This window comes from Microbacterium sp. SLBN-154, assembly GCF_006715565.1.
Lineage (GTDB): Bacteria > Actinomycetota > Actinomycetes > Actinomycetales > Microbacteriaceae > Microbacterium.
In genome coordinates, this window is sequence record NZ_VFNL01000001.1 from 1,214,923 (window position 1) to 1,235,368 (window position 20,446).

A 20,446-nucleotide genomic window follows, 5' to 3' on the forward strand; every position below is an offset into this window, starting at 1 on the left:
CCCTAACCTATTCTCTCTCGCCGGCCCAGGATTCCCTGTGGTCGGAACAGCAGGATCACGATGAGGATGAACAGCGCGCTGGCGTACTTCAGGTCCGACGGGATCCACAGGCTCGAGACCTCGACGACGATACCCACGATGATCGCGCCGACGAGCGCGCCGTAGGCGGTGCCGAGGCCACCGAGGATCACGGCGGCGAACATCAGCAGCAGGATCTGCGCTCCCATGTCCCAGCGGATGCCCGGACGGTAATACGCGTACAGGATGCCGGCGAGGCCGGCCAGGGCGCCGGCGAGGATCCAGACGATGCGGACCACGAAGTCCACATCAATTCCGGATGCCGCTGCGAGCGACGGATTGTCCGAGATCGCCCGTGTCGCCTTGCCGATCCGAGAGCGGGTCAGCCACAGCGCGAAGGCGACGATGACGATGATCGAGATCGCCAGCGACGCGATGTCGATGACGCTGAGCTCGACCGTGCCGAAGAGCGGGATGCGGGGGGCGTTGGAGCCCGGGAGCTGGATGGTGCCACCGCCGATGAAGAACTGGAAGGTGTAGCGCATCGCCAGCGAGAGGCCGATCGACACGATCATGAGCTGCACGATGCCCACGCGCCTGCGCCGCAACGGTCGCCAGAGCGCCATGTCCATCACGAGCCCGAGGAGGGCGCTCAGCACCACCGCGACCGGGAACCCGAGCCACCACGGCAGCGCCAGGCTCGCCGGCCCCACGAGGACCGCGGCCATCACCGCCCCGAAGGTCACCATCTCGCCGTGGGCGAAGTTGGAGATGCCGGTGGTGCCGTAGACGAGGGAGAGCCCGATGGCCGCGAGGGCCAGCATGAGGCCGAAGCTCAGACCCTGGATGATCCGCTGGACGAACTGGTCGAAGAACCCGGTGACGTTTCGCTCGCCCTCGCCGATGAAGAAGTTGACCGTCGCGCGGCCACCCTGCCCCATCTCGACTTCCTTGATGTTGGGGGAGTCGTCCTCGGGGTCGACCACGGCGATGCCCTCGGGGAGCGTCTCCTCGTCGAGGGTGACGGTGTAGGTCTCACCCCGCTCGGGCACCCCGACCCGCCACTGGCCGTTCTCGTCGGTCTCGACCTCCTGCTCGCCGCCGGGCCCGTCGATGACGAGGCGCACCCCTTCGAGGGGCTCGCCGTCGAGCTGGACGTTGCCGCTGATGCGATACGGGTTCTCGGAATCCGTGGCGAAGGCGGGAACGGATGACACGAAGATGCCCATGAGCATCAGGAACAGGGCGATGATCGCGGGGATCGCCCTGCGTCTCGTCCGCTGAGCCGCAGCGATGGTGGGACTCACAGATCCTCCAGTCCGGCGCCAATGCCGACATCGGGGTGCATCGGCATTGATGAACGGTATGAGCGTAATGTGTCGGGCGTGTTTCACCTACGAACCGACTTGGCATTTGAAAAGAGTGCTGGTCGAGCATAAGTGACCGATCGGTCGGAATAGGTCGCCGCCTCCCGCGTTTAGAATCAGCACACCCCTCTCGCGCGCAGGAGCCCCCATGGAAAACGATCCCTTCGGCTTCGTCGGTCTGACCTATGACGACGTGCTGCTGCTTCCCGGTCACACCGACGTCATCCCGAGCGAGGCGGACACCTCCTCGCGCGTGACCCGTCGGATCACGGTCGCCACCCCGCTCCTCTCGAGCGCGATGGACACCGTCACCGAAGCCCGCATGGCGATCGCCATCGCGCGTGAGGGCGGGATCGGCATCATCCATCGCAATCTCTCCATCGAGGAGCAGGCGGCGATGGTGGATCGGGTCAAGCGCAGCGAGTCGGGGATGATCTCCGACCCCATCACCACCACCCCCGACGCCACGATCGAAGAGGTCGACGCGCTGTGCGCGAAGTACCGCATCTCGGGGCTGCCGGTGGTCGACGCCGAGGGGCAGCTCGTCGGCATCGTCACCAATCGCGACATGCGGTTCGTCTCGGGCTTCGAGCGTCAGACGACGCTGGTGAAGGACGTGATGACGACGGAGGGGCTCATCACCGCGCGGGTCGGGATCGGCGCGAACGACGTCATCGCCCTCTTCGCCAAGCACCGCGTCGAGAAGCTGCCGCTCATCGACGACGACGGCAAGCTCGCGGGCCTGATAACCATCAAGGACTTCGACAAGAGCGAGAAGTACCCCCTCGCGACCAAGGACGAGCAGGGGCGCCTGCGCGTCGGAGCGGCGATCGGCTTCTTCGGCGACGCGTGGCAGCGCGCCGAGGCGCTTCGCGACAAGGGCGTGGACGTGCTCGTGGTCGACACCGCCAACGGCCAGTCTGCCGGGGTCATCGACATCGTGCGTCGCCTCAAGGCCGACCCGTCGTTCGCGGGCGTCGACGTCATCGGCGGCAATGTCGCGACGCGGGAGGGCGCGCAGGCTCTCATCGACGCCGGCGTGGACGCCGTCAAGGTCGGTGTCGGACCGGGCTCGATCTGCACCACCCGGGTGGTCGCGGGCGTGGGCGTGCCGCAGGTGACGGCGATCTACGAAGCATCCCTCGCCGCCCGCGCGGCGGGCGTGCCGATCATCGCCGACGGCGGCCTGCAGTATTCGGGTGACATCGCCAAGGCGCTCGTCGCCGGAGCGGACACCGTCATGCTCGGCTCGCTCCTCGCCGGCACCGACGAGTCGCCGGGCGAGATCGTCTTCCAGAGCGGCAAGCAGTTCAAGCAGTACCGCGGCATGGGGTCGCTCGGCGCTCTGCAGACGCGCGGCAAGAAGACCTCGTACTCGAAGGACCGCTACTTCCAGGCCGACGTGCCCAACGACGACAAGCTCATCCCCGAGGGGATCGAGGGTCAGGTCCCCTATCGCGGCCCGGTGTCGGCGGTGGCCTACCAGCTCGTCGGCGGCCTCCGGCAGTCGATGTTCTACGTCGGCGCCCGCACGATCGACGAGCTGAAGGCCAAGGGCAAGTTCGTGCGCATCACATCCGCGGGGCTCAAGGAGTCGCACCCGCACGACGTGCAGATCGTCGTGGAGGCTCCGAACTACAAGCGCTGAGCCGCGCCGCGCCCCGGCGAGCTGCGGAGAATTCGCGCTTCTTCGGAGCGCTTCAGGCGTTCGGGTCCGAACCGCGCGTGGATCTCCGAAGCACGCGCGCGCCCGTCCTCTTCTGCACACGCCGGGCGTGCGTCGAGCTGTCCACGGAATGCAACGAACCGGCGGATGGATGCCGCGAACGTGGCCACACTGCCGATGTGAACCTCCTGCAGTGGCTAGCCTCCCGTGACGGCATCGCTCATCGCGCTGACATCCTCGCCGCGGGTTTCGCCCTCCCGTCGCTGCAGTCGTTCGTCCGCAGCGGCTTCGGCACTCTCATCCGCCGGGCATGGGTGGCGACATCCGATGCCGACCCCGCTCTCGTTCTTGCGGCCCGCGCCGGCGGGCGGGTGTCATGCGTCTCGCTGGCGAACCGTCGCCAATGGTGGGTGGCTTCCCCTCCTTCCAGGGTGCACCTGCACCTCCCCCCGCATGCCGCTTCGGCCCACCTCACCGGCCCGATCGACGCGACGTTGCACTGGACGAAACCCCTGCTTCCCGCACCGCGATCGTTGTACGCCGAGGTCGAAGATGCGCTGCAGCACATCGCCGGCTGCCTTCCGAACGACGACGCTCTGGTGCTCTGGGAGTCGGCCGTGCGCGTGGAGAAGCTCGCGCCGGAGTACCTGCGCTCGCTGCCCTGGACCTCGAAGGCGGCGCGCGAACTGGCCGAGGCTGTCACGGGGCTGTCCGACTCCGGGCTCGAGACCCTGCTCGTCGTGCCGCTCCGGCGCTGGGGTGTCAATATTCGACAGCAGGTGTGGCTCGCGGGGCGGCCCGTCGACATCGTCGTGGGCGAGAAGCTCGTCATCCAGCTCGACGGGTGGCAGTTCCATTCTTCGGCCGCTCAGCGCGGGAAGGACATCGCTCACGACGCTGAGCTGCGTCTGCGGGGATACACGGTGCTGCGCTTCGGCTACGCACAGGTCGTGCACGACCGGGAGACGGTGTTCCGTGTCATCCGCCGGGCCATCGCCGCCCGCCTTCACCTCGCCGCGTGAATGAACCTTCTTCGGAGAGGGCCAGCACCTTCGGAGCCTGGACGCACTCGGCTCCGAACCTCGCGCATTCTCCCGAAGGTCGACCGCCCACCGCTAGCCTGGCGGGGTGATCAGGGGGAAGGCCCACCCGGAGGCGACGGTCGGCGCGACGCGCCTGGCCGCCTTCGCCGACGGGGTCTTCGCGATCGCGGCGACCCTGCTCGTGCTGGATCTCACGACCCACACCTTCGGCACCATCCAGAGCAACGCAGAGCTCTGGGGGGCGTTGGCCGCGATGGTGCCGCAGTTCTTCAACTTCGCCCTGAGCTTCCTGCTCCTGTGCCTGCTGTGGATGACGCACGTCGAGCAGTTCGAGTGGATCGTCCGAGTCGACGGCGTGATGATCTGGCTGAACAACGTCCGGCTCCTCTTCATCGTCGTCGTCCCCTTCGCCACCGGCCTCACCACCGAGTACTCGACGTACACGGCCGGACGCGTGCTCATGCCGATCACGTTCTTCCTGGCGATCCTCACCAGCTGGTTGCAGTGGTCGTGGGCGGTGCGCCGCCGCGCCGACCTCATGCCGGACCTTTCCGACGGCGATGCACGTGCCTACGGTCGCGGGGCGCTCAGCGCGGTGATCATCTCGGTCGTCGTCGTCGTCGCCTCGCCGTGGATCGGGTCAGCCGCCTTCCTGCTCTTCCTCCTCGACGGGCCCCTCACGCGGCTGCTGCGGGGACGCTGACCCCTTTTCGCGGTCACACGACTCGGCGTATCGTCGCTCGCATGTGTCGGAACATCCACACCCTCCACAACTTCGAGCCCGCCGCCTCGTCGGACGAGGTGCACGCCGCCGCGCTGCAGTACGTGCGGAAGATCGCCGGGACGACCAAGCCCTCGAAGGCCAACCAGGAGGCCTTCGACCGGGCGGTCGCCGAGATCGCCCACGTCACGCAGCACCTGCTGGACGACCTCGTCACCACGGCGCCCCCGAAGAACCGTGAGGAAGAAGCAGCCAAGGCCCGCGCCCGCGCGGTGGCGTCGGGGCGCTATCAGGTCGCCTGAGAAGGACGACCCCCGCGGCCGCGTCAGACCCGGCGGGTAGGCTGGGACGGTGACCATGGAGATGGAACTCGGCCGCGCCAAGCGCGCTCGCCGCGCCTACACGTTCGACGACATCGCCGTCGTGCCCTCGCGGCGGACGCGGAACCCCGAGGATGTCTCGACGGCGTGGTCGATCGACGCGTACCAGTTCGACATCCCCGTGCTCGGTGCCCCGATGGATTCCGTCGTCAGCCCGCGCACGGCCATCATGCTCGGCCAGCTCGGCGGTCTCGGTGTCCTCGACCTCGAGGGCCTGTGGACCCGCTACGACGACCCCGAGCCGCTCCTGGCCGAGATCGCCAGCCTCCCCGACGCCGCCGCCACCCGCCGCATGCAGGAGCTGTACACCGAGCCGATCAAGCCCGAGCTCGTGCGCGACCGGCTCGCCGAGATCCGTGCGGGCGGCGTCACCGTCGCCGGCGCCCTCACTCCCCAGCGCACGGCCGACCTCTACGAGACCGTCGTCGCAGCGGGGGTCGACCTCTTCGTCATTCGCGGCACCACCGTCTCGGCCGAGCACGTCTCGAGCGTGGCCGAGCCGCTGAACCTGAAGAAGTTCATCTACGACCTCGACGTCCCCGTCATCGTCGGCGGCGCGGCGACCTACACCGCCGCGCTCCACCTCATGCGCACCGGTGCTGCGGGGGTGCTCGTCGGCTTCGGCGGGGGAGCGGCTTCCACCACGCGGGCGACCCTCGGCATCCACGCGCCGATGGCGACCGCGGTGGCCGACGTGGCGGGCGCGCGGCGCGATTACCTCGACGAGTCGGGCGGACGCTACGTGCACGTCATCGCCGACGGCGGTGTCGGCACCTCGGGCGACATCGTCAAGGCCCTCGCGATGGGCGCCGATGCGGTCATGCTCGGTGTCGCGCTCGCGCGCGCGACCGATGCGCCCGGCGGCGGCTTCCACTGGGGCCCCGAGGCCCACCACGCCAAGCTCCCGCGCGGCCGCCGCGTGAAGGTCGACCAGGTCACCACGCTCGAGTCGATCCTCTACGGCCCGGCGCCCGTCGCCGACGGCACCGCGAACCTGATCGGGGCGCTGAGGAAATCCATGGCGACGACCGGCTACTCCGACCTCAAGGAGTTCCAGCGCGTGGAGGTCGTCGTCGCGCCCTACCCGCAGTGATGACCCAGCCCGCCCCACTGCCCCCGCCGGCTCCGACGCAGGAGTTCCCGCCGACGCTCCGCGAGGTGCTGATCCGGCCGCAGTGGATCGCCCTCCTCGCGCTCTCCCTGGTCGTCGCGGGCCTGTTCGCCTGGCTCGGCCAGTGGCAGCTCGGGCGGGCGATCGACACCGCGCCGCTTCCGCCGGGGGCGACCGAACAGGTGCGCCCGCTCGCCGAGGTGAGCGAGCCCGGTGAGTATCTTCCCGAGCCGTTCGTCGGGCAGCGCGTGGCGGTGAGCGGCACCTGGGTGCCCGGTGACTTCATCGTCGTCTCCTCCCGGTTCAACGACGGAGTCGAGGGCTTCTGGGTCACCGGCCAGCTGCGCGTGGCCGACACGGCCGTCCCCACCTCGATCGCCGTCGCGGTGGGATGGGCGCCGACACAGGATGCCGCGGAGGCGGCGGTCGAGCGGTTGAACGCCGACGCCGACGCGGGGGGTGCCGCGGTCGCGATCGAGGGGCGGCTCATCTCCGACGAGGGCGCGGTGCCGCCGCCGTCGGGTGCGGATCCGCAGACCCTGATCCGGATGTCGCCGGCCGCCCTGCTCTCGCGATGGAGTGACACGGCGGGGTTGGAGGTCTACCGGTCGTACATCGTCGCCGAGGTTCCCCAAGGGGGTCTCGACGAGATCGTCTCGGCACCGCCGGAGGCGGGCTCGGCGGTGAACTGGCTGAACGTCTTCTACGCCGCCGAGTGGGTCATCTTCGCCGGCTTCGCGTTCTACCTCTGGTACCGCCTGGCCAAGGACGCCTGGGAGAAAGAGGTCGAAGACCTCGAAGACGCCCGCGCCGCGTCATCCGCCTGACGCGCGCTGCGTGTCTCTCGTCGGCGGCAGCCGATACGCCGCGCGGTAGTCGCGCGAGAAGTGGGCGGCGCTGAGGTAGCCGACGGCGAATGCCGCCTGTGACGCCGACCGCCCCTCGGTGAGCATGACACGGCGAGCCTCGCCCAGGCGGAGACGCTTCAGGTAGCGCATCGGGGTCAGACCCGTGATCTCGCGGAATCGCCGCGTCAAGGTCGCGGGACTGACATGGCAGAGGGCCGCGGCGTCGTCGACCGTCCACGGGCGTGCGAGATCGGCGGCGAAGTGGTCGATCGCCGTGCTGACCGAATCGGCGTGCGCATGCTCGGCTGCGGCGTGCAGACGGGGTGCTTGATCGCTCTGCAGCAGACGGAGGGTGAGTTCGCGACTGATCAGCGGAAGCAGGACCGGCGCGTCCTCGGGGGTGTCGAGGAGACCGAGGAGACGATCGACCGCGTCGGCGATGCCCGCCGTCATCGTTCCCAGGCGCGGGGACGGTGCACTCGTCGCGGCTCTCGGCAGGTGCGCGGCGACTTCGCTGACGATGGTCGGGTCGAGCCGCCAGTTCAGCGAGAGGAAGTCGCCGGCAGGGCCGATCTCGATCACCCGGGCGATCACCGGCAGATTCACCGGCGTGATGAGGAAATGCTCCGGTCCCCACTCCGCTCCCGCACCATCGGCGTCGAGCGACTGCTTGCGGCCGTGAAGCACCATCGCCAGGCACGGCGGGTAGCGCACGAACAGCATCGGCGTCGGCGCGGTGGTGCGCCCGAGCGTGACCCCCAGCGCCTCCGCGCGAGCGGTGTCGCCGCCGTGGCGGCGAGCCTTCTCGGCCGCGCGCTCGAGGAGCGCGGAGATGCGGGTATCCATTCGACCATTCAATCCCAGACGGTTTCCGTCAAGGTCACGACGTTGACGATCAAGCCGCCCACCTCTTCGGGCGGGAGTCTTGAGACATGACCACTTCCTCCTCCCTTCCCACCCTCCCGCGCGACGAGCGGCTCGCCGGCCGAACGGCGATCGTGACCGGATCCTCGAGCGGGATCGGTGAGGCGATCGCCCACGTCCTGGCCGCTTCCGGAGCCCACGTCGTCGTCCACGGCCGGAGCGCCGAGCGCGCTGAGGTCGTCGCCGTCGCCATCACCGAGCGCGGCGGGCGGGCGAGCGTCGTCACCGGCGACCTCGCCGAGAGTCCCGACGCCGCGCGGGATTTCGCCGCGCGCGCCGCCGAAGCGGTGGGCGGTCGCGTGGACATCCTGGTCAACAATGCGGGGATCTTCCCCGTCGGCCCGACGGCAGATCTTCCCGATGAGGATGTCGCCGCACTCCTCGCCACCAACATCCGCGTTCCCCACGATCTCGTCGGGGCTCTCGCTCCGGCCATGGCCGAGCGCGGTGCGGGCGCGGTCGTGAACATCACCTCGTGGATGGCGAACGTGGGGACGCCGGCCGTGGGCCTGTACCCGGCGACGAAGGCCGCCCTCGACCACCTGACCAAGGCGTGGGCGGCGGAGTACGGCCCGCGCGGCGTGCGCGTCAACGCCGTCGCCCCCGGCGCGACCCTGACTCCCGGCAACGCCGCCGCCGCCGAGATCCTCGAGGCCATGACCGCCGGCTCGCCGGCGGGCAAGCCGGGCCGACCGATCGACATCGCGTTCGCCGTCCGCTATCTCGCCTCGGACGAGGCGGCGTATCTGCACGGTGCGACGATCGACGTCGACGGGGGCATCGTCGCCGCCCGCGTCTGACTCGGCCCGCGTCTGACTCGGCCCCGCACCTGATTCAACGCCGAGACATCCTGAATCGGCGCTCCGGCCCGGCCGGTAGACTCGGGGCATGCCGCGTGCCCCGAAACTCGCCTCATTTCCGGCGATCCGCGGAGCGCTGACCTTCTACCAGATCTGCTCGATCATCACCGGTGTGGGCCTGCTCCTCCTCGTGGCGGAGATGATCCTGAAGTACACCCCGCTGCACCTTGAGCTGTTCGCGGGAGGGTCCGGGGGGTTCCTCTGGTTCGCGCCCGTCATCGCCGGCGCCGACTGCCAGTGGTGGTCGTTGTTCCTACCCGCGACGAACAGCTGCGAGATGATCTCCACGGGCGACGGGTTCAACATCTCGCTGTTCATCCTCGTCGCGCACGGCTGGTTCTACGTCGTGTACCTCTTCGCGTGCTTCCGCATCTGGAGCCTCATGCGCTGGCCCTTCCTGCGGTTCATCACCCTCGCCCTCGGCGGCGTCGTGCCGCTGCTGTCGTTCTTCATGGAGGCGCGGGTGGCCCGTGAGGTCCGTCGCTACCTCGCCGAGCGCGAGGCCGCTGCCGCGGCATCCGCCTCATCCACCGTCCCCGCTTCGGAAGGCACCCGGTGACCGAACAGACCGAGACGTCACAGCGTCCCGTCCTCGTCGTCGACTTCGGCGCGCAGTACGCCCAGCTGATCGCCCGGCGGGTGCGCGAGGCCGGGGTGTACAGCGAGATCGTCCCGCACACGGCCACCCCGGATGAGATCGCCGCGCGTCAGCCCGTCGGCATCATCCTCTCGGGCGGACCGTCGTCGGTCTACGAGGACGGCGCGCCGGCCCTCGACCCGGGCGTACTCGAACTCGGAGTGCCGACCCTCGGCATCTGCTACGGCTTCCAGGCCATGGCCAAGGCCCTCGGCGGGGAGGTGGCTCACACCGGCCTGCGCGAGTACGGCGCCACCGACGCCACGATCGTGACCGAGGGAACGCTCCTGGAGGGTCAGCCCGCCGAGCAGAACGTCTGGATGAGCCACGGCGACCAGGTCGCGAAGGCCCCCGAGGGCTTCGACGTGCTCGCCCGCACCGCCGCGACCCCGGTGGCGGCCTTCGCGAACGATGCCCGTCGCCTGTACGGCGTGCAGTGGCATCCCGAGGTCAAGCACACCGATCACGGTCAGGCGGTGCTCGAGAACTTCCTGCACAAGGCTGCGGGTCTTCCTGCCGACTGGAACAGCGGAAACGTGATCGCCGAGCAGGTCGAGAAGATCCGCGCCCAGGTCGGCGACGCCCGCGTCATCTCGGCGCTCTCGGGCGGCGTGGACTCCGCGGTCTCGACCGCGCTCGTCCACCGCGCGGTCGGCGACCAGCTCACGGCGATCTTCGTCGACCACGGGCTGCTGCGGAAGGGCGAGCGCGAGCAGGTCGAGAACGACTACGTCGCCTCCACCGGCGTGCGCCTGGTCACCGTCGACGCGCGCGAGCAGTTCCTCGCTGCGCTCGAGGGGGTCTCCGATCCGGAGCAGAAGCGCAAGATCATCGGGCGCGAGTTCATCCGCGCGTTCGAGGCCGCCGAGCGCGACCTCGTCGCCGAGGCCGCCGCCGACGGCGAGCCGATCCGATTCCTGGTCCAGGGGACGCTGTACCCCGACGTGGTGGAATCCGGGGGCGGCACGGGGGCGGCCAACATCAAGTCGCACCACAACGTCGGCGGTCTTCCCGAAGACCTCCAGTTCGAGCTCGTCGAACCGCTGCGCACCCTCTTCAAGGACGAGGTCCGCGCCATCGGTCGCGAGCTCGGTCTCCCCGAGGCGATCGTCGCGCGCCAGCCCTTTCCGGGCCCCGGCCTCGGCATCCGGATCGTGGGTGAGGTCACCGCTGACCGTCTCGAGATTCTGCGTGATGCCGACGCGATCGCGCGAGCCGAGCTGACGAAGGCAGGCCTCGACGGCGAGATCTGGCAGTGCCCCGTCGTGCTCCTGGCCGATGTGCGCTCGGTCGGCGTGCAGGGTGATGGCCGCACCTACGGTCATCCGATCGTCCTCCGCCCGGTCTCTTCGGAAGATGCCATGACGGCGGACTGGACGCGCCTGCCCTACGACGTGCTGTCGAAGATCTCCAACCGCATCACCAACGAGGTCCGCGAGGTGAACCGGGTGGTCCTCGATGTCACGTCCAAGCCCCCGGGCACCATCGAGTGGGAGTGAGCTGAGCGGATGACCGTCTTCCCCGACGCCGAGTACGTCATCCTCTCCAGCCGTCTGATCCCCGACCGGGACGGCGGATACACCCTCGCCACGCTCGCGCGGGCGCGCCAGATGGCAGCCGCCGGCGTGCACGGTGGGCGTGGGCCCCTTCTCCTCACCGTCGACCCCGGCACGCCCGAGGAGCATGCCCGCCACCGCGCCGTCTTCGACGGGCGCGACCTCATCGTCGGTGTCGACCGCATGCGGAACCTCTTCGACGAGGCGATCGGAGCGGATGGCGGTGCCGCCGCGTGGCTGCGGGAGGCAGCCCGCCCCGGTGACCCCGACCCGGCGCTGCAGTATCGCCCGGTGCCGGCTGAGCGCCCGGCGCTGTCGCTGCCGGTCATCCCCGACGATCCCGACTGGCACATCACGACGGCCCCGATCGCCGTGCACGGCACCGACGGGCGGGTGCGCGGCATCCTCTCCGGGTTCGGCGCGCTCTACCGCGCATGGCTGGAACACGTGACGGCGGGGCTCCGAGCGGATGACCCGACGCGGCCGGTGATCGTCGTGTGCGAGTCGCGGCAGCTCGGCGAGCTTCTCGCCGGGTGGGACGACCCCGATGTGCGGCTGCTGCACTCGATCCACACGGTGCACATGGAGCCGCCCTACACCCCCGACGCCGAGACGAACGCCCTGTGGGAGCGGTGGTTCAGCGTCGCCGAGCGGTTCGATGCGGTGCTCTGGCCGACCGCGGCGCAGCGTGACGCGATCCAGGAGCGCTTCGGCGCTTCGGACGTCCACATCGTCGTGCCGAACGGCGTGCCCGCCGCTTCGGCCGTCGCGCCGCTCGCCGGCCGCGACGCGAACCAGGTCGTCATGCTCAATCGGCTGGCGTTCCAGAAGCGGGTCGACCACGCCGTGCGGGCGTTCGCGGGCGTCATCCGGGTGCTTCCCGACGCGCGACTCGACATCTTCGGCGACGGGCCGCTGCGCGCAGAGGTGCAGGCGCTCATCGACGAGCTGGGCGTCGGGTCGCACGTGGTGCTGCGTGGACCGACGGATGACCCGGGACGCGTGCTCGACCAGGCCGCCGTCTTCCTCTCCACCTCCCGGCACGAGGGGCAGGGTCTCTCCCTGGCGGAGGCCCTGGTGCGCGGATGCCCGGTCGTGGCCTATGACGCGCCCTTCGGTCCAGCCGAAGCGCTCGCCGGCGGTGGGGGACTGCTCGTACCGAACGGCGACATCGAAGCGATGACGCAGGCACTCGTGCGGGTGCTCACCGACCTCGACCTGCGGCACCGGCTCTCCGTCGAGGCGGTGGAGGCGGCGCGTCGCATCGAGCCCGAGCACGTGATGTCGGCGCTCGCCGGTGCGGTGCGCGACGTGCTGGCCAAGCCCTCGCGGCGCTCTGCCCTGAGCTGATCCGCCGAGGGCCGCGCGCGCGGCCGCGGCCGCTGCATCCGTCGCACGATGAGAGGCATGTCAGACACACCCCGCCCTCCGGCGTTCGGCCTCGAGACCCGACGCGAACTGTTCCATCACCGGGTGCTCGTGCTCGACGGCGCGCTGGACGACGACAACGGCACCCTCCTCACCACCCAGCTGCTGACGCTGGCGGCCGAGGACGAGGCCGCCGACATCGCCCTGTGGATCCATTCGCCCGGCGGATCGGTGCCGGCGATGCTCGCCATCCGCGACGTGATGCGGTTGATCCCCAACGACGTCGCGACCCTCGCCCTCGGCATGGCCGCGAGCGCCGGCCAGTTCCTGCTGTCGGCCGGGACGCAGGGCAAGCGTCGAGCCCTCCCGCACGCGCGGGTGCTCATGCACCAGGGTTCGGCCGGCATCGGCGGATCGGCGGTCGAGGTGGAGATGCAGGCCGACGACCTCCGCCACACGCGCGACACCGTCCTCGCACTCATCGCCGACGACACCGGGCAGCCCGTGGCGCGGATCTTCAACGACTCCCTCCACGACCGCTGGTACACCGCCGCCGAGGCGCAGGCCTACGGCTTCATCGACGGGATCGTCGACCGGTTCGACCAGGTCGTGCCGCGCCGGCGGCGGCCGGCCGGTCTCGGCGCCCGCGCGACGGAGGTGGGGGCGTGAGCGGGTACACGATCCCGAACGTGGTGGCGCAGCATCCCCGGGGCGATCGCATCATGGATGTCTACTCGCATCTTCTCGCAGAACGCGTGGTCTACCTCGGCACCGCCATCGACGCAGGCGTCGCGAACGCCCTCATCGCCCAGCTGCTGCACCTGGACGCCGACAGTCCCGAGCGCGACATCCAGCTCTACATCAACTGCGAGGGGGGTGACCCCGCGGCGATGCTCGCGATCTACGACACGATGCAGCACGTACGGCCGGATGTCGTGACGACCGTCGTCGGACAGGCGATCGGCGTCGGGGCGGTCCTGCTGGCGACCGGTGCCGCGGGCAAGCGCGCCGTGCTGCCGCACGCGCGCGTGGTGCTGCACCAGCCGGCGGGGCAGGGGCGCGGAGCGATCCCCGACCTCATCCTGCAGGCCGACGAACTGGTGCGGGTGCGGGGCGAAGTGGAGGAGATCCTCGCGCGGCACACCGGTGTCGACGCGGCGAAACTGCGCGTCGACACCGACCGCGACCGGGTCTTCACCGCCGTCGCGGCCGTGGAGTACGGCCTCGCCGACACCGTGCTCACCCGGGCTTAGCCGCCGCGTGTCCCTAACTCCTGCATTTCGGGCGGCTGGGCGCCGGATTCCGGTTGCTGAGCTGCCCCGGCGACCGAAGTGCAGGAGTTGGGGACCAGCCTCAGCCCGCACCCATCTGCGCAGCGGCCGCCCGCACCGCCGCCACGGCGTCGGCCGGGCGCCCCCGCCAGGGCGCACCGTGGCCGGGGAGGATCCACTCGACGTCGAGCCCGGCGAGCCGGTCGAGCGAAGCGAGCGCCTCGGCCGGCTCGTCGGTGAAGGGGGCCGGCTGCGGTCCGACCTCGCCGGTGAGCACCGAGCGGGTTGTGAGGGCGTCTCCGACGAACGCCGCCCGCACCGCGGGGACGTACACCGCGACGCTTCCGGGCGAGTGGCCGGGGAGTGCGACGATCTGCGGATCGCCGGGGAGGGGCAGCACCTGCCCGTCTCCGATCTCGACGACCTCGGTCAGGTGCCGGGTGCGTGCCCCGCCCTTGCGCGCGGCGTAGACGAAGAACCCGACGAGCGCGGCCAGCCGCTTGCGGCCCATCGCCGTCGGAGGCTTCGGGCCGCCCTTGGCCCGCTCGGCGTCGGCGGCGTGGATGTAGACCGGCACGCCGTGCTCGCGTCGTAGGCGCTCGGCGAAGCCGAGGTGGTCGCTGTCGCCGTGCGTGAGGATGACCCCCCGGATGTCGCCGAGCTCGCGTCCCATCGCCCGCAGCTCGCGAAGAAGGTCTCGCCAGTGCCCGGGGAGTCCGGCGTCGATGAGGGTGATGCCATCGGCGGTCTCGACGAGGTACGCCGCGACGATGTCGTTGCCGATGCGGTGGAGCTGGGGGGCGAGTCGCATTGCCGTCTTCTCTCTACGTGAGTACGATGGCTACGTTACATAGCCTTCATGGCTAACGTCAATAGCTAATTGTTATTCCCAGGAGCCTGCGATGCCCACGCCCGAGCGCACCACCCTCCCCGCGATCGTCGCCTCGGCACGCGAGTTGCTCGAGCGGCGCGGCCCCGCGGGGGTGACGATGCAGGCGGTGGCCGAACGCGTCGGCGTTCGCGCACCCTCGCTGTACAAGCGGGTCCGCGACCGCGATGAGCTTCTGCGTCTCGTGGCCGAGAACGCGGCATCCGATCTCTCCCGCCGCTTCGCCGCGACCGACGGAAGCGTAACGGAGCTCGCCCACGCGTACCGGGCCTTCGCGCGCGCGAATCCGATGAGCTTTCGTCTGCTGCTCGATTCGGAGTCGGCGGGGGCGTTCCGCGACGTCGCCGACCCCATTCTCGAGGCGACGAGGAGTCTCGACGCCGCGCGCGTGGTCACCGCGTGGGCGACGGGGTTCCTCACCATGGAGCTGGCCGGCGCCTTCCGCCTGGGCGGCGATCTCGACGAGGCCTACGCGTACGGGCTCGACACCATCGTCGCGGGCCTTCGGAGGCCGGTCTGACCTACCGCTCGGCCTTCGGCCAGACCCTGCCTGCCCAGGGGTCGTAGTCGGCGATCAGGTCCTCCTGCAGCGGACGCTCCCCCTCGGCGACGTGCTGCAGATTCACCCGCACCCGGTACCAGAGAGAGGATGACCCGCGCATGCCGTCGATCATGACATCGGCCGGATGCAGCTGCGCGGCGACCTCGGAGTGGTGCGCCTTCCACGTCTCCAGCGCCTCGAGTGCCTCCGGCTTGGTCTTCGTGCGGGCGACCTCGATGAGCGGCATGAGCGACTGACGTCTGCCCGAACCGTCGCCTCCGCGGGGCGGCTTCTCGGCCGGGCCGAGCTCTTCGGCCAGCCGCAGCAGTCCGTCGAGCGACCCGACGGCGTCGTCGATGCCCGCGTGCGGGTCGCCGATCTCGGCGTAGCGCGTGATCATCGTCGGCACGGTGAAGGCCTCGGGGAGGGAGGTGCGCACCTCCTCCCACGACAGCGGGGCGGACACGCGGGCGTCGGGGCGGGGTCTCACCGAGTACGCCGAGGCGACGGTGCGGTCCTTGGCGTTCTGGTTGAAGTCGACGAAGACGCTCTCGCCGCGCTCCTCCTTCCACCACCGCGCCGTCGCGAGGCCGGGTGCGCGGTTCTCGATCTCGCGGGCGAGGCTCTCCGCCGCGAGGCGCACCTGCTTGTAGTCCCACTCCGGGGCGATACGGACGAGGATGTGCAGGCCCCGCGACCCGCTCGTCTTGGGCCAGCCCACGAGCCCCACGTCGTCGAGCACCTCGCGGGCGACGAGGGCGACGTCGACGATCTGCGACCACTCGACGCCGGGCATGGGGTCGAGGTCGATCCGCAGCTCGTCGGGGTGGTCGAGGTCTTCGGCGCGCACGGGGTGGGGGTTCAGGTCGAGGCATCCGAGGTTGACGATCCACGCGAGCCCGGCGGCGTTTCGGATGACGGCCTCTTCGGCGGACGTGCCCGACGCGTAGTGCAGCGTGGCGGTGTCGATGAACGCGGGGTGGTTCTCGGGCACGCGCTTCTGGAAGAACGGTTCGGCGTCGATGCCGCGCGGGAAGCGCTTGAGCACCATCGGGCGCCCGCCCGCCCCCCGAAGGGCCCCGTCGGCGACGGCGAGGTAGTACTCGACCAGGTCGAGCTTCGTGATGCCGGGCTCCGGGAAGACGACCTTGTCGGGGCTGGAGATCCGCACCTCCTCGCCGTCGACGTCGAGGATCGCGGGCGGTGTCTTCGCGGCCATGCGGCCCACGGTACCCGGGCGAGGTTCAGGCGGCGAGGGCGAATGCGCCGCGGATGCTCGTGGTACGCACGCTCTGATCGCCGCGCAGATCGTCGGCGACGCCCAGGGTGAGGTCGACCAGAGTGGTGTCGAGCGCGCCGGCGATGGCGGCGATCATCTCGCTCGAGGGCTCTTTGCGGCCGCGTTCGACCTCGGAGAGGTACTGCGGCGACACGCCCGCGCGATCGGCGGTGTCGGTGAGGCGCTCGCCGCGCTCGTGGCGCAGACGCCGCAGGCGCTCGCCGAGGGCATCGCGCCAGAGCGGTTCGGGCGGGAGACGGTCGGTCATGAAGCGAGGCTAAAGAGCGGATGCCGCGCTGCGCCACGCGTTCTGCTGACAGCAGAACGGCCGGCCCGGGAACCGGGCCGGCCGTTCGTGACGCGTGAGGTTACTCGCTGCCGCGCAGGATCGCGAGGATGCGAAGGATCTCGATGTAGAGCCACACGACGGTGACCATGATGCCGAAGGCGCTCAGCCAGCCGTACTGACGCGGGGCGCCGTTGCGGACACCCTGCTGCACCTGGTCGAAGTCCAGCACCAGCGAGTAGGCGGCCATGATGACCACGAGGACGCCGATGATGAGACCCAGCGGGATGCCGAAGACCTCGACGCTGCGCAGTCCGAAGGCGCCACCGGCGAGCGGGACGTTGAACAGCATGAGGCCGACGTTGACCAGCGAGAAGACCAGGTAGCCGACCATCGCGATCAGAAAGATCTTGGTCGCACGAGCCGACGCGCGGATCTTGCCACTGGCGAAGAGAGCCAGGGTGACACCGACGACCACGAGAGTCGCGAGGGTCGCCTGGAACACGATGCCGGGGTACATCATCTCGAAGAAGGCCGAGATGCCACCGACGAAAAGTCCCTCGGCCGCCGCGTACGCGAAGATCAGCGCGGGGCGCACCTTCTTGCGCGAGGTGAAGATGATCACCATCGCGAGGACGAAGCCGGCGAGACCACCGACGACCATCGGCAGGGCGGAAACGCTGTCGGTCGGCACGAGGCCGCCGAGCGTCCAGACCCAGCCGACGGCGGCGGTGACGAGAAGGATGGCGAAGAGTGACACGGTCTTGACGACGGTGTCCTCGATCGTCATCCGTCCGGTCTCGACCGAACCGGCGGGCGGGCCTGCGAAGGCGCCTTCGAGCTGCGCCTGCGCGGCGAGATCGACACCACCGCGCGAGGCGGAGCCTGCGGCGGCGGCGGGCGGCGGAGTCAGGCTTGCTGCACGCGCACCGCCCGGGTATGACTGCACGGCGCGAGGGTCCTGAAACGCCGGGTTGTTGAATGCGGGGTTGTTGAGGGCCACTGCTCTCACACTCCAAAGTATTCGGGCCACAGCGGTGTGCTGTGAATCAACGATATCGGACCGTTTCCGATTCCCGGCAGGTGGCGGCCTGTGAAGCGACTATGAGCAGAGATCAGCGTCTAGCCTGAAGGCGTGCGCCGCCCCCTCGTCATCGGCCATCGGGGTGCCCCCGGCTACCGCCCCGAGCACTCGCGCTCCTCGTACACCCTCGCCCTCGAGATGGGCGTCGACGCGGTGGAGCCCGACGTCGTGCTCTCCAAAGACGGTGTGCTCGTCGTGCGTCACGAGAATGAGATCTCGGCGACCACGGATGTCGCGACGCGACCCGAATTCGCTGATCGCCGCACCACCAAAGAGGTCGACGGGGTCACGCTGACGGGGTGGTTCACCGAGGACTTCACCTGGGACGAACTCGCCACGCTCACCTGCCGCGAGCGCCTGCCCGAGGTCCGCCCCACGAGCGCGACTTTCGACGGCCGGCAGCCGGTGCTGCGCCTCATCGACGTGCTCGACCTCGTGCGCGATGCGTCGCTCGCCCAGGGGCGTGAGATCGGCGTCGTGCTGGAGATCAAGCACGCCACCTTCATGGCCTCGCTCGGCTTCGACCTCGCCGCCATCGTGCACGACGAGCTGGGCGCTGCCGGGTGGGCTGCGGGGGAGTGGCCGCTCATCGTGGAATCGTTCGAGTCCAGCATCCTCTTCGCCCTGCAGGAACGGGGGCTCCTCGCCCGGTACGTCTACCTGCTCGAGGCGGCGGGCAAGCCGTTCGACCTAGTGGTGGCACACGGCGACGATGCGCCGACCTACCCTTCGATCGCCCACCCCGCCGGGCTCGATCGCCTGATCGGGCGCGTCGACGGCATCAGCGTCGACAAGAGGATGCTGCTCGCCCCCGACCGCCTGGGCCGGGCCACGGACCGCTCGCGGATCATCGCCGACGCGCACGCGCGCGGCCTACAGGTCTTCACCTGGACCTGCCGGCCCGAGAACCCGTTCCTCCTCAAGGAGTTCCGGCGACCCGGCGGCAAAGCGGCGTTCGGCGATTACGAGGCCGAGTGGGCGCTGATCCGAGACGGCGTGACCGGCGACGGCGGCGTCGACGGCGTCTTCGTCGACCACGCCGACCTCGGCGTCCGGTTCTTCGGGGCCCCTACTTCTGGGGGTCGTGCCCCCAGTTCATGAGCGAGTAGCGCCACGGGGTCTCGGTGACGTCGCCGCTCGGGCGCTGCGAGGAATGCCGCGACACATACCCGGTGACCTTCTTCATGTGCGCGTAGTCGCTGTCGGTGAGGTCGGCCTTCTTCTTCCGGAGGATCTTCACGATGCGTCGGCCCGAGGCGTGTCCGGTCGACTCCTCTCCGCCGTCCTTCTGGCCGACGTCTTTCGACTCGTCGGTATCGAGCCAGGTCTCCAGCTCGCTCGCCGTCATGTTCACGGCGTCATCGAAGTCATCCGCGATGCTCTTCTGCTCGTCCTTGTCCATGCCGAGATTGTGAGCCGGGGGCGATCGGGAATGAACCCCTTGCATCCCGCGCTGGCACATGCAAGCCCGAACCGGTTCCTGAAAGCCTCATGCCAAGGTGCGTATACGCCCGGCGTAGACTTTTGGTTTCACCGACGGGCCTTCTCGATCCCGTCGAACGGAGGTTCTGTGGCCGGAAATGCGACCACCCGTTTCGGCAACGTGTCGTTGCTGTCGGTGGCGAGTGTGCTGCCGAGCAGGGTGACCACCTCCGACGACATCGAGGATCGCCTCTCCGCGGCGCTGGCCCGTCTCCGCCTGCGTCCGGGACTGCTCCGCCGCGTGGCCGGCGTCAACGAGCGGCGCAACTGGGCTGAGGGTGAGTCATCGGATGACGCCACCATCGCGGCCGGCACGAAGGCGCTCGCCGAGGCGGGTGTCGCGCCGGGTGAGGTGGGCCTTCTTATCAACACCTCGGTGACCCGCAAGCACCTCGAGCCCTCGGTGGCGGTGCGCCTGCACCATGGCCTCGACCTTCCCACCTCGGCGATCAACTTCGACATCGCCAACGCCTGCCTCGGGTTCGTCAACGGCATGAGCCTCGCCGCCGGCATGATCGAGTCGGGCCAGATCCGCTACGCGATCGTGGTCAACGGTGAAGACGCCGACGAGATCCAGGTCAACACGATCAATCGCCTGGTGAACTCCAACGCCGACCGGGACGGGTTCATGAGCGAGTTCGCCTCGCTCACCCTCGGGTCGGGCTCGGCGGCGGCCGTCCTCGGCCGCGCCGACGAGCATCCCGAGGGTCACCGGCTGCTCGGCGGAGTGACCCGGGCGGCCACGCAGTTCCATGAGCTCTGCGTCGGCAGTGTCGACGGGATGTTCACCGACGCCAAGGCGCTCCTCAAGGGCGGCCTGAACCTCGTCGTCTCGGCGTGGAAAGAGGCGGCACCCGAGTGGAAGTGGTCGGGCATGGACCGCTACATCACCCACCAGGTCTCCTCGGTGCACACCGGCGCGATCGTGAAGGCGGCGAAGCTCGACCCTGAGCGTGTGCCGGTCACCTACGACCGCTACGGCAACGTCGGGCCCGCGTCGATTCCGATCACCCTCGCCGAGCAGCAGTCCTCGCTGAAGCGCGGCGACCGGGTGCTGCTCATGGGCGTCGGCTCGGGGCTGAACACCGCGATGATGGAACTGGCCTGGTGACGGA

The 20,446-nt window shown here is 69.8% G+C and carries 22 protein-coding genes; 15 read left to right on the top strand and 7 right to left on the bottom strand.

Annotation, left to right across the window (positions count from 1 at the left end):
- Nucleotides 1–2: 2 nt before the first annotated feature.
- Nucleotides 3–1,253 carry a branched-chain amino acid ABC transporter permease gene (locus FBY40_RS06020; RefSeq protein ID WP_124294566.1) on the bottom strand — a complete coding sequence of 417 codons (1,251 nt, stop codon included), beginning with the start codon at nucleotides 1,251–1,253 and terminating at the stop codon, nucleotides 3–5.
- Between the two features lie 280 nt (nucleotides 1,254–1,533).
- Here FBY40_RS06020 and guaB point away from each other — a divergent pair, with 280 nt between their 5' ends.
- The 6 genes from guaB (at nucleotide 1,534) to FBY40_RS06050 (ending at nucleotide 7,133) form a co-directional block, all read left to right on the top strand.
- Complete coding sequence (gene guaB, locus FBY40_RS06025) at nucleotides 1,534–3,033, top strand: IMP dehydrogenase (protein ID WP_124294181.1); 1,500 nt, start codon at nucleotides 1,534–1,536, stop codon at nucleotides 3,031–3,033.
- Nucleotides 3,034–3,230: 197 nt separating this feature from the next.
- A complete protein-coding gene (locus FBY40_RS06030) occupies nucleotides 3,231–4,073 on the top strand; it encodes an endonuclease domain-containing protein (protein WP_235014620.1) in 843 nt (280 codons plus the stop codon).
- A gap of 106 nt (nucleotides 4,074–4,179) precedes the next feature.
- Nucleotides 4,180–4,797, top strand: a complete 618-nt coding sequence (locus tag FBY40_RS06035; protein ID WP_141937200.1) for a TMEM175 family protein — start codon at nucleotides 4,180–4,182, stop codon at nucleotides 4,795–4,797.
- A 41-nt stretch (nucleotides 4,798–4,838) separates the two neighbouring features.
- Nucleotides 4,839–5,117, top strand: a complete 279-nt coding sequence (locus tag FBY40_RS06040) for a DUF2277 domain-containing protein (RefSeq protein ID WP_141937201.1) — start codon at nucleotides 4,839–4,841, stop codon at nucleotides 5,115–5,117.
- A gap of 55 nt (nucleotides 5,118–5,172) precedes the next feature.
- A complete protein-coding gene (locus tag FBY40_RS06045) occupies nucleotides 5,173–6,288 on the top strand; it encodes a GuaB3 family IMP dehydrogenase-related protein (RefSeq protein WP_141940047.1) in 1,116 nt (371 codons plus the stop codon).
- Nucleotides 6,288–7,133 (top strand): SURF1 family cytochrome oxidase biogenesis protein, encoded by an 846-nt coding sequence (locus tag FBY40_RS06050; RefSeq protein WP_141937203.1) that lies wholly within the window; start codon nucleotides 6,288–6,290, stop codon nucleotides 7,131–7,133. The genes FBY40_RS06045 and FBY40_RS06050 overlap by 1 nt, the downstream gene beginning before the upstream one ends.
- Here the strand turns inward: FBY40_RS06050 and FBY40_RS06055 are convergent.
- Entirely contained in the window at nucleotides 7,122–8,000 is an 879-nt protein-coding gene (locus FBY40_RS06055; RefSeq protein ID WP_141937204.1) for an AraC family transcriptional regulator, read from the bottom strand. The two genes, FBY40_RS06050 and FBY40_RS06055, sit on opposite strands and share 12 nt — an antisense overlap.
- Before the next feature lie 86 nt (nucleotides 8,001–8,086).
- Here FBY40_RS06055 and FBY40_RS06060 point away from each other — a divergent pair, with 86 nt between their 5' ends.
- The 6 genes from FBY40_RS06060 (at nucleotide 8,087) to FBY40_RS06085 (ending at nucleotide 13,752) form a co-directional block, all read left to right on the top strand.
- Complete coding sequence (locus FBY40_RS06060; RefSeq protein ID WP_141937206.1) at nucleotides 8,087–8,878, top strand: SDR family NAD(P)-dependent oxidoreductase; 792 nt, start codon at nucleotides 8,087–8,089, stop codon at nucleotides 8,876–8,878.
- A gap of 88 nt (nucleotides 8,879–8,966) precedes the next feature.
- Nucleotides 8,967–9,497, top strand: a complete 531-nt coding sequence (locus FBY40_RS06065) for a DUF3817 domain-containing protein (protein ID WP_141937208.1) — start codon at nucleotides 8,967–8,969, stop codon at nucleotides 9,495–9,497.
- A complete protein-coding gene (gene guaA, locus FBY40_RS06070; protein ID WP_141937209.1) occupies nucleotides 9,494–11,074 on the top strand; it encodes a glutamine-hydrolyzing GMP synthase in 1,581 nt (526 codons plus the stop codon). The genes FBY40_RS06065 and guaA overlap by 4 nt, the downstream gene beginning before the upstream one ends.
- 9 nt (nucleotides 11,075–11,083) lie before the next feature.
- The gene (locus FBY40_RS06075; protein WP_141937211.1) at nucleotides 11,084–12,481 is read left to right on the top strand and encodes a glycosyltransferase; all 1,398 of its coding nucleotides are present in this window, start codon (nucleotides 11,084–11,086) and stop codon (nucleotides 12,479–12,481) included.
- Nucleotides 12,482–12,538: 57 nt separating this feature from the next.
- Nucleotides 12,539–13,168, top strand: a complete 630-nt coding sequence (locus FBY40_RS06080; RefSeq protein WP_141937213.1) for a ClpP family protease — start codon at nucleotides 12,539–12,541, stop codon at nucleotides 13,166–13,168.
- Nucleotides 13,165–13,752, top strand: a complete 588-nt coding sequence (locus FBY40_RS06085) for a ClpP family protease (RefSeq protein WP_141937215.1) — start codon at nucleotides 13,165–13,167, stop codon at nucleotides 13,750–13,752. Before FBY40_RS06080 ends, FBY40_RS06085 begins: the two co-directional genes overlap by 4 nt.
- A gap of 100 nt (nucleotides 13,753–13,852) precedes the next feature.
- On the opposite strand, the gene FBY40_RS06090 is transcribed toward FBY40_RS06085, so the two are convergent.
- A complete protein-coding gene (locus FBY40_RS06090; RefSeq protein ID WP_141937217.1) occupies nucleotides 13,853–14,581 on the bottom strand; it encodes an MBL fold metallo-hydrolase in 729 nt (242 codons plus the stop codon).
- A 91-nt stretch (nucleotides 14,582–14,672) separates the two neighbouring features.
- On the opposite strand from FBY40_RS06090, the gene FBY40_RS06095 reads away from it, so the two are divergent.
- Nucleotides 14,673–15,179 carry a TetR/AcrR family transcriptional regulator gene (locus tag FBY40_RS06095; protein ID WP_141937218.1) on the top strand — a complete coding sequence of 169 codons (507 nt, stop codon included), beginning with the start codon at nucleotides 14,673–14,675 and terminating at the stop codon, nucleotides 15,177–15,179.
- Between the two features lies 1 nt (nucleotide 15,180).
- Here the strand turns inward: FBY40_RS06095 and ligD are convergent, their stop codons facing one another.
- From ligD to FBY40_RS06110, 3 genes are all read right to left on the bottom strand, one after another.
- The gene (gene ligD, locus FBY40_RS06100; protein ID WP_141937221.1) at nucleotides 15,181–16,419 is read right to left on the bottom strand and encodes a non-homologous end-joining DNA ligase; all 1,239 of its coding nucleotides are present in this window, start codon (nucleotides 16,417–16,419) and stop codon (nucleotides 15,181–15,183) included.
- A 25-nt stretch (nucleotides 16,420–16,444) separates the two neighbouring features.
- A complete protein-coding gene (locus FBY40_RS06105) occupies nucleotides 16,445–16,747 on the bottom strand; it encodes a helix-turn-helix domain-containing protein (protein WP_141937223.1) in 303 nt (100 codons plus the stop codon).
- 100 nt (nucleotides 16,748–16,847) lie between these two features.
- Entirely contained in the window at nucleotides 16,848–17,768 is a 921-nt protein-coding gene (locus FBY40_RS06110; protein WP_141940048.1) for a Bax inhibitor-1/YccA family protein, read from the bottom strand.
- Nucleotides 17,769–17,900: 132 nt separating this feature from the next.
- On the opposite strand from FBY40_RS06110, the gene FBY40_RS06115 reads away from it, so the two are divergent.
- Nucleotides 17,901–18,950 (top strand): glycerophosphodiester phosphodiesterase family protein, encoded by a 1,050-nt coding sequence (locus FBY40_RS06115; RefSeq protein WP_141937225.1) that lies wholly within the window; start codon nucleotides 17,901–17,903, stop codon nucleotides 18,948–18,950.
- Here FBY40_RS06115 and FBY40_RS06120 read toward each other — a convergent pair.
- The gene (locus FBY40_RS06120; RefSeq protein WP_141937227.1) at nucleotides 18,919–19,251 is read right to left on the bottom strand and encodes a DUF3140 domain-containing protein; all 333 of its coding nucleotides are present in this window, start codon (nucleotides 19,249–19,251) and stop codon (nucleotides 18,919–18,921) included. The genes FBY40_RS06115 and FBY40_RS06120 overlap by 32 nt on opposite strands.
- A 168-nt stretch (nucleotides 19,252–19,419) precedes the next feature.
- On the opposite strand from FBY40_RS06120, the gene FBY40_RS06125 reads away from it, so the two are divergent.
- Nucleotides 19,420–20,442: a 3-oxoacyl-ACP synthase III gene (locus FBY40_RS06125; RefSeq protein ID WP_235014622.1), complete on the top strand. Its 1,023-nt coding sequence runs from the start codon at nucleotides 19,420–19,422 to the stop codon at nucleotides 20,440–20,442.
- Nucleotides 20,443–20,446 lie beyond the last annotated feature (4 nt).

Bases quoted from the DNA above. Each gene is read 5' to 3' on its own strand.
- FBY40_RS06095 (WP_141937218.1), top strand. From the start codon at position 14,673: ATGCCCACGCCCGAGCGCACCACCCTCCCCGCGATCGTCGCCTCGGCA.
- FBY40_RS06040 (WP_141937201.1), top strand. From the start codon at position 4,839: ATGTGTCGGAACATCCACACCCTCCACAACTTCGAGCCCGCCGCCTCG.
- FBY40_RS06045 (WP_141940047.1), top strand. From the start codon at position 5,173: ATGGAGATGGAACTCGGCCGCGCCAAGCGCGCTCGCCGCGCCTACACG.
- ligD (WP_141937221.1), bottom strand. From the start codon at position 16,419: ATGGCCGCGAAGACACCGCCCGCGATCCTCGACGTCGACGGCGAGGAG.
- FBY40_RS06090 (WP_141937217.1), bottom strand. From the start codon at position 14,581: ATGCGACTCGCCCCCCAGCTCCACCGCATCGGCAACGACATCGTCGCG.
- FBY40_RS06065 (WP_141937208.1), top strand. From the start codon at position 8,967: ATGCCGCGTGCCCCGAAACTCGCCTCATTTCCGGCGATCCGCGGAGCG.
- guaB (WP_124294181.1), top strand. From the start codon at position 1,534: ATGGAAAACGATCCCTTCGGCTTCGTCGGTCTGACCTATGACGACGTG.
- FBY40_RS06075 (WP_141937211.1), top strand. From the start codon at position 11,084: ATGACCGTCTTCCCCGACGCCGAGTACGTCATCCTCTCCAGCCGTCTG.
- FBY40_RS06120 (WP_141937227.1), bottom strand. From the start codon at position 19,251: ATGGACAAGGACGAGCAGAAGAGCATCGCGGATGACTTCGATGACGCC.
- FBY40_RS06050 (WP_141937203.1), top strand. From the start codon at position 6,288: ATGACCCAGCCCGCCCCACTGCCCCCGCCGGCTCCGACGCAGGAGTTC.
- FBY40_RS06080 (WP_141937213.1), top strand. From the start codon at position 12,539: ATGTCAGACACACCCCGCCCTCCGGCGTTCGGCCTCGAGACCCGACGC.
- FBY40_RS06055 (WP_141937204.1), bottom strand. From the start codon at position 8,000: ATGGATACCCGCATCTCCGCGCTCCTCGAGCGCGCGGCCGAGAAGGCT.
- FBY40_RS06020 (WP_124294566.1), bottom strand. From the start codon at position 1,253: ATGCTCATGGGCATCTTCGTGTCATCCGTTCCCGCCTTCGCCACGGAT.
- FBY40_RS06060 (WP_141937206.1), top strand. From the start codon at position 8,087: ATGACCACTTCCTCCTCCCTTCCCACCCTCCCGCGCGACGAGCGGCTC.
- FBY40_RS06105 (WP_141937223.1), bottom strand. From the start codon at position 16,747: ATGACCGACCGTCTCCCGCCCGAACCGCTCTGGCGCGATGCCCTCGGC.